This window comes from Streptomyces niveiscabiei (assembly GCF_001419795.1).
GTDB classification, from domain to species: domain Bacteria; phylum Actinomycetota; class Actinomycetes; order Streptomycetales; family Streptomycetaceae; genus Streptomyces; species Streptomyces niveiscabiei.
In genome coordinates this window covers 1-8,503 of sequence record NZ_LIRL01000219.1, presented here as the reverse complement: position 1 = coordinate 8,503, position 8,503 = coordinate 1, and the positions used below count along the sequence as shown (strand labels likewise).

Below are 8,503 nucleotides of genomic sequence, written 5' to 3'. Positions count from 1 at the left end.
GACCAGCCCCGCCCCGATCAGATCCTCCACCACCCCCTCCACCGTCGGCCGCGACAGCCCGGTCACTCGCGTGACCTCCGTCAGCGTCGCCCGCTCCGCCGCACGCAACGCATGCAGCACCACAGCGGAGTTGATCCGCCGCAACAACGACGGATCCCCACCGATGAGCCGCCCCACGCGTGTCCTCCCCGCCAGTCGAGTGTGGGCGGATCGTACGTCCCGGCGGCACACGCTGGGGCCACCGGGACGTGCACGAGTCAGGTTCAGGCCTCCGACACGTACCCCACGAAGTGGGTCCAGCCGTCGCGGCCGACGGAGAAGTGGGGGCGGGTCACGTCCTTGGAATCCCGTACGCAGATGGCTTGTTCGGCGACGGAGACTTCCACGCAGTCGTCACCAGAGCTGCCGCTGTAGCNNCTGTAGCTGGACTTGAACCAGAAGGCGACCTCAACACAGTCGTCACCCTCCGTCCCGCTGTAGCTGGACTTGAACCAGGCGAGTTCCGTCGTGCTCATAGTTCTCCTCGCAGTTGCTCCAACAGGCCCCGCGATTCTTGAGGGCTCGGAGCCTGCGAGCGCAGTGTTTCATAGCGTTGACGGAGAACACTCACTGCTTTCGGATCGGAGATCAGCCGCCCGTTCTCCTGTCCTTCGGAGTAGGCCAGCCAGCGTTGCTTCGGGGTCTCCAGGAGTCGGATCGGTCCGTCCGTGCACGTGTGCAACCCGGCCTCCAGCGGCACGAGTTGAATCGTGACGTTACGCAGCAGACTCAGGTCCAGCACGTGATCGAGCAGCCTTCGCATCTGATCGGGCCCACCCATCCTGCGGCGGAACAGGTGCTCCTCCAGGATGAAGCTGAACTCGACGTTCGGCCGTCCGCGCAGCAGCTCCTGGCGCTCCAGCCGAGCGAACACCTGATCCTCGATCTGCTGGTCGGACAGCAGCGGAACACGGTGCTCGAACAGCGCCCGCAAGTACTCCTCCGACTGCAACAGCCCCGGCACCAACCGGCACTCGTAGGTGCACAGCCTCGCCGCCTTCTTCTCCAGCCGCGCCCACTTCCTGAACCACACCGCCAACCCGGCTTCGCCCCGCGTCAGGAACCGCGCCGCCTTCCGCAGCGCTCCCGTGTTCCCCAGCGCGTTCTCCGCCTTGTCCACGAAGCTCTCATCCGGCATCCGCCGCCCCAACTCCACCGATTCCACCGTGTGCTTGGAGTACCCGACGAGCAAACCGAATTGTTCCCTGCTGAGCCCCTGATGCTCCCGCAGACCCTGGACGACAGCCCCGAACGTCTTCAGACTGTCGGAAGGATCGGGCTCACGTTCGTGGTCGTCGACCGCCTCCACCCCGTCCCCGTCCTCGTCCAAGATCTCCGCACCGTCGGTCATACGCGGCCACCTCCGGGTCTGTACGTGCGCTGTTCCCCGCGATCGACCCGCCCAGGGTGACGGCAATATCCGCGTACCGTCTACGGATTGCCCCCGTACGCTGACGGAGCGTACGGGCCTCAGGTCTGGAACGCGCCCCCGCGCGCCCTCCACCTTGGCCTCATGAACACCACGACTCCCCAACTCCCCGACACCGTACACACTTTCGACCAGCTCCTGTCGTCCACGCGCAGGGGCGCCCGCCTGGCCCGGCTCCTCACGGCCGAGCGCCTCCAGGCGTGGCGGGTCCCCCCGGCGCACACGGAGCGCATCGAGCAGGTCGTCGCCGAACTCGCGTCGAACGCCGCGCTCCACGGCCGTGTCCAGGGCCGCGACTTCCGTATCGGCCTCGCTCTCGACACCACGACCGGCATCCTGCGCGCGGCGCTCACGGACGCGCGCGGAGACCGGCTCCCCTGGCCGCAGCCGAACCCGGACGCCGAGTCGGGACGGGGCCTCGTCCTCGTCGCGGCACTCGCGGACCGCTGGGGGACCGTCCCCTACCCGCCGAGCGGCAAGACGGTGTGGGCGGAGTTCGACCTCCGCCGGCCCGCCCGATAAGCGCCGACGGGTTGCAACCAAGGCTCCAACGCGGCCCGCAGCAACGCCACTTCGGCGCGCCGCAGCCGTACGCTCCACAGGGCCGGGCAGGGGAGGGAACGCTTGCCGCGCCGCCGTCACCGCCCGTGGCGGCCCTCCCCACCCCGCTCGTCGACGAACTCCGTACGCAGCCGCCCCCGGGTCCGCATCAGAATCCGGCCGAGCATGTTCTTCCCCGTCCCGGTCCTGCCCCGCCCCCAGTAGTGATCCGTGGTGGTGTCCTCGACGATCTCCTCGTCGCCGGTGGACAGGAGGATGTCCCGAATGTCGTCGTGCGCACGGAACTTGGCCGCGACGGCACGGCGCATCACATCGTCCTTGACGCGCTCCCAGTCCCTGCGCAGCGGCTTGGCCGGATCACGGCCCAACTCGGCCGCCCGCAGCGGCGTACGCGCGCGCCGGACGAGGTCAGCGTGCCGGGTGCCCGCGAACTTCTGGGCCTGGAAGTAGTGTATCGGACGTCGGCCACCACAGGCCGGCGAGGTCGAAGCCGTGGTCGGAGAAGTTCGAGAAGCATCCGTAGGGCACTTCGTCGGCACCGTAGAAGTAGATCGCCATGGAAGCCTCACTGGAGTCGCGGAAACCCGAACAGTTTCGGACACCCCGCCGCCGCCCGCACACCGGTTTTCCGGCGGCGCGCCCTCACCCGGGCGCCACGAACCCCGACTCGTACGCGGCGATGACCGCCTGGGTCCGGTCCCGCGCCCCCAACTTCCCGAGCACGGCGCTGACATGGGACTTCACGGTCTCCGCGCCCACGACCAGCTCCCCGGCGATCTCCGCGTTCGACAGCCCCCGGGCCATCAACCGCAGCACCTCGCCCTCCCGTTCGGTCAGCCCGGCCGACTCCAGCCGGTCCCGCGCGTCCTGGTCCCCGTACTCCGCCGCCAGCTTCCGCAGGGACGCCGGGAACAGCAGCGACTCCCCGGCGGCCACCACCCGCACCGCGTTGACGATCTCCGCGGCCGGCGCCCGCTTCAGCAGGAACCCGTCGGCCCCGGCGCGCAGCGCGTCGTACACGTACTCGTCGTTCTCGAAGGTCGTCACGACCAAAATCTTCGGCGGCGCGTCGACTCCCCGCAGGACGGCGCGCGTCGCGGAGATGCCGTCGAGCAGCGGCATCCGTACGTCCATGGCGACGACGTCGGGCCGCAGTCGCCGGACGAGGGGGACGACGGCGGCTCCGTCGGCGGCCTCGCCGACGACCGTGATGTCGGGCTGGGCCTCCAGGACGGCCCGCAACCCCGCGCGGACCAGCGATTCGTCGTCGACGAGGAGAACAGTGACCGGCATCCGGTCAGCGTAGATCAGCCCAACGGCAGCTCCGCGCGCACCCGCCAGTCCCCGGCGTCCGGCCCGGTGGACGCCTGTCCGCCGAGGAGCGCGGCGCGCTCGCGGATACCGCGCAGCCCGCTGCCGCGCCCGCCGGGCCCGGGTATGCGCGCGGTCAGCGGATTGCGCACCTCCAGGCGGAGGACGTCCGCCTCGACGCCCACGCGGACGCGCACCGGCACCGGTCCCGCGTGCCGCAGGACGTTCGTCAGGGCCTCCTGGAGAATCCGGTAGCTCTCCCGGGACACCGGCCCCGGCACGGTCTCCAGCGGCCCCGACAGCTCCGCGTCGACCAGGGCCCCCGACGCCCGCGCCGACTCCAGCAGCCGGTCCGCCTCCGCGAGCGTGGGCCGCCCGCTCGCCGGCCGCTCGGACTCCCGCAGCACCCCGAGCACCCGCTCCAGATCCTCCAGCGCCGCCCGCCCGGTCTCCTCGATCGCCTCCAACGCCCGCGCGGTGAACGCCGGATCACCGGCCGCGCGCGCGGCGCCCGCCTGCACGACGGCCACCGTGAGCGCGTGCCCGATCGAGTCGTGCAGCTCGCGGGCGATGCGCGTGCGCTCCAGCAGCCGTTCCGTCCGCTCCTCCAGCGCCGCGAGCCGCTCGGCGGCGGACGGGCCGAGGAGGGTGCGCGCGGCGGCGGTCACGAGGTGTCCGAGGCCGACGACGGCGCCGTACAGGGCGAGGAGCGGGAGCGGTGTCAGGAGGGCGTACGACCAGTGCGGCGACGGATGCCAGGCCACCAGGTCGCTCGGGTACCCCAGGGACAGCCGCACCAGGTCGTACACGAGCGACGGCATCCACACGCACATGAACATCGCCGCCACCCCCAGCAGCAGCCGCGCTTCGAGCCAGACGGCCGTACGCAGCCGGTCCCGCCAACTCCCCGACGGCGCGATCGAGAACCCCGGGGCCTCCTTCCCCGGCGTGAGCATCCAGCGGGCCTGCACGCCCTCGCCCGTACGCACCCCCGCGATCAGCCCGACCGGGATCACCAGCAGCGCGGGCACCCACGGCCGCCGGGGGTCGATGAACATCCACAGGCTCACGACGAGCATCGGCACCCACAGATGCAGGAGCCGTGTGTACGTCGTCCCCCGCCGCAGCGGGCTCAGGAACCGGGCCATACGGACATCGTGACAGCCACCACTGACAACGGGCCTCCCCCGAGCGGGGGAGACGGTTCCCACCCCCGGGGGAAGCCCCTGACCAGGCGTCACGGCGAGGGTGGTGGACATGACCAGCATCGACGTCCGCGACCTGACCAAGGTCCACGGCACCCGCCGCGCCGTGGACGGTCTCACCTTCAGCGTCCGCCCCGGCCGGGTGACCGGTTTCCTGGGCCCGAACGGCGCCGGAAAGTCCACGACCCTGCGCCTCCTACTCGGCCTCGACCACCCCACCTCGGGCAGCGCCACCCTCGACGGCCGCCCGTACGCGGCACTCACCGAACCCCTGCGGCACGTCGGCGCGCTGCTCGACGCGCAGGCCGCGCACGGCGCCCGCACCGGCCGCGACCACCTGCGCGTGCTGGCCGCGAGCAACCGCGTCCCCGTACGCCGGGTCGACGAGGTCCTGGAGGAGACCGGCCTCGCGTCCGCGGCGCGCAGGCGCGTACGGACGTACTCCCTCGGCATGCGCCAACGCCTGGGCATCGCCGCCGCGTTGCTCGGCGACCCCGGGGCGGTCCTGCTGGACGAGCCCTCCAACGGCCTCGACCCCGAGGGCATCGTGTGGATCCGCGGCCTGCTGCGCCGCCTCGCCGGGGAGGGCCGCACGGTCCTGGTCTCCAGCCACCTCATGAACGAGACCGCCGCCTACGCCGACCACCTGATCGTCCTCGGCCGGGGCCGCCTCCTCGCGGACACGCCGCTCAAGGAGTTCGTCCACGCGCGCGTGCACCCGCGCGTACGGGTGCGGACGACGGACCCGGCCGCCCTTCTCGACGCCCTCACGCGCGCGGGCCATCACGCCGACGAACACCCCGACGGGCACTGGACCGTGCCGCACGCGCGCGTGGACGACGTCGGCCGCCTCGCCTCCGACGCCGGTGTCACCCTCCTCGAACTCGCCGCCGAGGAGGGCACGTTGGAGGAGGCGTACTTCGATCTGACCGCCGGCGAGACCGAGTTCACGGCCCACCTCTAGGAGCCCCGCATGTACGTCTCCGCTCTCCACGCCGAGTGGCTCAAGATCCGCACCCTGCGGTCGCAGCTCGTCACCCTCGCCGCGATCCTCCTCGTCACGCTCGCCTTTTCGGCTCTCGCCGGGCTGGACGCCTCCGGTGACGACCCACTCTTCTCGGCCTACTTCGGCGTCTCCTTCGGCCAGATCGCCGCCGTGTCCTTCGGGACGACCGCGATGGCGGCGGAGTTCCGCGACGGCGCCCTGCGGACGTCCCTCGCGGCCGTGCCCGACCGGACACGCTGGTTCGCCGCGAAGGCGACGGCGATCGCCGTGCCCGTACTGGCGGTTGGGCTCCTCACCGGTTTCGTCACCCTTCTGGCCGGTGACGGAGTGAGGTGGGGTGAGGGAGTCAGGGGTGCCGTGGGGTGCGGGATCTACCTGACGCTGATGGCGCTGCTGGCCGCCGGGCTCACCGCCGTACTGCGCAGTGGGGTGACGACGCTCGGGATCGTCGTACCGTTTCTGCTGATCGTGTCGTTCGTCGTCGGGGACATGTCCGGGACCGTCGCGGACTGGTTCCCCGACCGGGCGGGACAGGCGGTGCTGCACAGCGAGCCGGCCGTCGATCCGTGGGTGGGGCTGCTGGTGACGGCCTTGTGGAGCGCGGCGGCGCTGGGGGCGGGGGTGTGGCGGGTGCGGAGGCGGGACGCGTGAACGTTTCTCCCGCGAGCCGCGAGCCGCGAGCCGCCAGCTCAAGCCGCTGGATGTCAGCCCGAGTTGACCGGCGTCAGGCCTCCGCCGCCTCCCGCAGCCGGGCGAACTCCTCCGCCATCGTCGCCGCCGTCCAGTGCGCGTTCAGCCCGCTGGGGTTCGGCAGCACCCACACGCGCGTGTCACCGATGACCCGTTCCTGCGGCCCTACGCGCGCGTGCCGTTCGGCGAAGGCGGCGCGGTAGGCGGTGATGCCGACGACCGCCAGCCAGCGGGGCTTCAGGCGGGTCACCTTGGCGGTCAGGACACGCCCGCCCTCCTCGTACTCCTCGGCGGAGAGTTCGTCCGCACGCGCGCTCGCGCGGGCGACGACGTTCGTGATGCCGAGGCCGTACGACAGGAGTTCCGCCTGTTCCGCCGGTTTCAGCAGGCGGGGGGTGAAGCCGGAGAGGTGCAGGACCGGCCAGAAGCGGTTGCCGGGGCGGGCGAAGTGGTGGCCCGTCGCGGCCGTCATCAGGCCGGGGTTGATGCCGCAGAACAGCACGCGGAGGCCGGGCGCGGCCACGTCGGGGACGAGGCGGTCGCGCGCGGCCTCCAGCTCGGCCTGGGTGAAGCGGGTCAGAGGATCGCCCCGGGGGTGTAACCGGCGGCGTCCGGGCGCTGCTTGACGATCTCCTCGACCCGGGAGACCACCGACGCGACCTGGTCGGCGGCGGCGCCCGTGAAGGACAGCTTGTCGGCCATCAGCGCGTCGAGCTGCGCGCGGTCCAGGGGAATGCGGTCGTCGGCGGCGAGCTTGTCGAGGAGTTCGTTGCGCTCGGCGCCCTGCTCGCGCATCGCCAGCGCGGACGCGACGGCGTTCTCCTTGATCGCCTCGTGCGCGACCTCGCGGCCCACGCCCGCGCGTACGGCGCCCATCAGGACCTTCGTCGTCGCCAGGAACGGCAGGTAGCGGTCCAGCTCGCGCGCGACGACCGCCGGGAACGCGCCGAACTCGTCGAGCACCGTCAGGAACGTCTCCAGCAGGCCGTCCAGCGCGAAGAACGCGTCCGGCAGGGCGACGCGGCGGACCACCGAGCACGACACGTCGCCCTCGTTCCACTGGTCGCCCGCCAGCTCGCCCGTCATCGACGCGTACCCGCGCAGGATGACCATCAGGCCGTTGACCCGCTCGCAGGAGCGCGTGTTCATCTTGTGCGGCATCGCCGAGGAGCCGACCTGGCCCGGCTTGAAGCCCTCCGTGACCAGCTCGTGGCCCGCCATCAGGCGGATCGTCTTCGCCAGCGAGGACGGGGCCGCAGCGAGCTGTACGAGGGCCGTGACGACCTCGTAGTCCAGCGAGCGGGGGTAGACCTGGCCGACCGACGTGAACGCCTGCGAGAAGCCCAGGTGACCGGCGATCCGGCCCTCCAGCTCCGCGAGCCTGTCCGCGTCGCCGCCGAGGAGGTCCAGCATGTCCTGCGCGGTGCCGACCGGGCCCTTGATGCCGCGCAGCGGGTAGCGGCCGAGGAGTTCCTCCACGCGCGCGTACGCCACGAGGAGTTCGTCCGCCGCCGTCGCGAAACGCTTGCCCAGGGTCGTCGCCTGCGCCGCCACGTTGTGCGAGCGGCCGGCCATCACCAGCTCGCCGTACTCCGAGCTGAGCTTCGCGAGCCGGGCCAGCACCGCGACCGCGCGGTCCCTGATCAGCTCCAGCGACAGCCGCACCTGGAGCTGCTCGACGTTCTCCGTCAGGTCCCGGGACGTCATCCCCTTGTGCACCTGCTCGTGCCCGGCGAGGTCGTTGAACTCCTCGATCCTGGCCTTCACGTCGTGCCGGGTGACCTTCTCGCGCTCGGCGATCGACCCGAGGTCGACGGTGTCGAGCACCCGCTCGTAGTCCTCGACCGCCCCTTCCGGCACCTCGATCCCGAGGTCCCGCTGCGCCCGCAGCACCGCGAGCCAGAGCTGCCGCTCCAGCTTCACCTTGTGCTCGGGCGACCACAGAGTGGCCAGCTCGACGGAGGCGTACCGTCCGGCGAGGACGTTCGGGATGCGGGGCTTTGCGGCAGCGGAAGTCACGTGACGTGATTCTACTGGCGATTCACGCAGGCCAGGGCCGGGGCCGGGTTGGTGGGAACCTACGAGACGCGGGTCACCGCCCGGCTATGTCCTCGGCCCCTCGTACGGCAGCAGCTCAGGGTGCTTCGGGGCCCGGCCGTCCCCCGAGGAGCGGCCTGTCAGGCGGCGGGCTATCCAGGGGAGGAGGTGTTGGCGGGTGAAGCGGGCGTCGGCGATGCGGCGTGCCGTCCAGGTGGGCGGGGG

11 protein-coding genes and 2 pseudogenes are annotated in these 8,503 nt (G+C 71.7%); 3 read left to right on the top strand and 10 right to left on the bottom strand.

All coding sequences use genetic code 11. From position 1 onward, the window contains the following. The 4 genes and pseudogenes from AOK24_RS47455 to AOK24_RS12195 all read right to left on the bottom strand — a co-directional run. Nucleotides 1-177 (bottom strand): MarR family transcriptional regulator (locus tag AOK24_RS47455; RefSeq protein ID WP_159051848.1); only part of this gene is annotated, 177 nt, incomplete at its 3' end. 86 nt (nucleotides 178-263) lie between these two features. After that, nucleotides 264-415, bottom strand: a pseudogene (locus tag AOK24_RS50510) (DUF397 domain-containing protein); the annotation flags it as partial. Between the two features lie 2 nt (nucleotides 416-417). Then, nucleotides 418-515: DUF397 domain-containing protein (locus AOK24_RS50505; RefSeq protein ID WP_240553845.1), on the bottom strand; the 98-nt coding region annotated here is incomplete at its 3' end. Beyond that, on the bottom strand, nucleotides 512-1,390 hold the full coding sequence (locus AOK24_RS12195) for a helix-turn-helix domain-containing protein (RefSeq protein WP_055720079.1): 879 nt from the start codon (nucleotides 1,388-1,390) through the stop codon (nucleotides 512-514). The genes AOK24_RS50505 and AOK24_RS12195, both read right to left, overlap by 4 nt. A 162-nt stretch (nucleotides 1,391-1,552) precedes the next feature. On the opposite strand from AOK24_RS12195, the gene AOK24_RS12190 reads away from it, so the two are divergent. Then, on the top strand, nucleotides 1,553-1,990 hold the full coding sequence (locus AOK24_RS12190; protein ID WP_055720078.1) for an ATP-binding protein: 438 nt from the start codon (nucleotides 1,553-1,555) through the stop codon (nucleotides 1,988-1,990). Between the two features lie 116 nt (nucleotides 1,991-2,106). Here AOK24_RS12190 and AOK24_RS12185 read toward each other — a convergent pair whose 3' ends face one another. Genes AOK24_RS12185 through AOK24_RS12175 form a run of 3 tightly spaced genes read right to left on the bottom strand, consistent with a single transcriptional unit; the run spans nucleotide 2,107 to nucleotide 4,488 of the window. Next, nucleotides 2,107-2,763, bottom strand: coding sequence for an NADAR family protein (locus AOK24_RS12185; protein ID WP_240553844.1), 657 nt, complete (start codon nucleotides 2,761-2,763; stop codon nucleotides 2,107-2,109). Further along, nucleotides 2,672-3,322 carry a response regulator gene (locus AOK24_RS12180; RefSeq protein WP_055720077.1) on the bottom strand — a complete coding sequence of 217 codons (651 nt, stop codon included), beginning with the start codon at nucleotides 3,320-3,322 and terminating at the stop codon, nucleotides 2,672-2,674. The genes AOK24_RS12185 and AOK24_RS12180 overlap by 92 nt, the downstream gene beginning before the upstream one ends. 14 nt (nucleotides 3,323-3,336) lie before the next feature. Beyond that, a complete protein-coding gene (locus tag AOK24_RS12175) occupies nucleotides 3,337-4,488 on the bottom strand; it encodes a sensor histidine kinase (RefSeq protein WP_055720076.1) in 1,152 nt (383 codons plus the stop codon). Between the two features lie 109 nt (nucleotides 4,489-4,597). Here AOK24_RS12175 and AOK24_RS12170 point away from each other — a divergent pair, with 109 nt between their 5' ends. Beyond that, nucleotides 4,598-5,509, top strand: a complete 912-nt coding sequence (locus tag AOK24_RS12170) for an ATP-binding cassette domain-containing protein (protein ID WP_055720082.1) — start codon at nucleotides 4,598-4,600, stop codon at nucleotides 5,507-5,509. Nucleotides 5,510-5,518: 9 nt separating this feature from the next. After that, nucleotides 5,519-6,202, top strand: coding sequence for an ABC-2 transporter permease (locus AOK24_RS12165; protein WP_055720075.1), 684 nt, complete (start codon nucleotides 5,519-5,521; stop codon nucleotides 6,200-6,202). A 73-nt stretch (nucleotides 6,203-6,275) separates the two neighbouring features. Here the strand turns inward: AOK24_RS12165 and mug are convergent, their stop codons facing one another. The 3 genes and pseudogenes from mug to AOK24_RS50500 form a co-directional block, all read right to left on the bottom strand. Next, nucleotides 6,276-6,821, bottom strand: coding sequence for a G/U mismatch-specific DNA glycosylase (gene mug / locus AOK24_RS12160; protein ID WP_079056779.1), 546 nt, complete (start codon nucleotides 6,819-6,821; stop codon nucleotides 6,276-6,278). Beyond that, a complete protein-coding gene (gene purB, locus AOK24_RS12155; protein WP_055720074.1) occupies nucleotides 6,818-8,260 on the bottom strand; it encodes an adenylosuccinate lyase in 1,443 nt (480 codons plus the stop codon). The genes mug and purB overlap by 4 nt, the downstream gene beginning before the upstream one ends. An 84-nt stretch (nucleotides 8,261-8,344) precedes the next feature. Next, a pseudogene (locus AOK24_RS50500) lies at nucleotides 8,345-8,503 on the bottom strand (SGNH/GDSL hydrolase family protein); the annotation flags it as partial.